Origin of the sequence: Vibrio sp. 10N.286.52.F8 (genome assembly GCF_041468745.1) — a bacterium.
Lineage (GTDB): Bacteria > Pseudomonadota > Gammaproteobacteria > Enterobacterales > Vibrionaceae > Vibrio > Vibrio crassostreae_C.
Genome location: NZ_JBFRJF010000081.1, coordinates 1 through 300 on the forward strand (window position 1 = coordinate 1; position 300 = coordinate 300).

Sequence of the window (300 nt, forward strand, 5' to 3'; positions counted from 1 at the left end):
TCAATAACGGTTGACCAACGTCCATACGAGCACGACCTGCCGCGACTACTGTGATATCAGGTTTCAACTCAGTCAACGCTCGTTTTACATCATCGGTTAGAACTGTATCACCGCTAATGTAAATAGAAGGCTCATTGGGGAGCTCCAAGAAAAATCCAACACCATTAGCCATTACCTTGTGAATCCATCCATGGCCGTGCAAAGCCGGAACCGCGGTGAGCTTTCCGTCTAGAAAGTCGATAGTTTGCCAGTCTTCAATTCCCCAATTTACCGTTAAGTCATATTTTTCTAGGTAAGCCT

1 pseudogene is annotated in these 300 nt (G+C 45.7%); it reads right to left on the minus strand.

The features are described from left to right. Positions 1-300 (minus strand): annotated as a pseudogene (locus AB4133_RS21970) (MBL fold metallo-hydrolase); the annotation flags it as partial.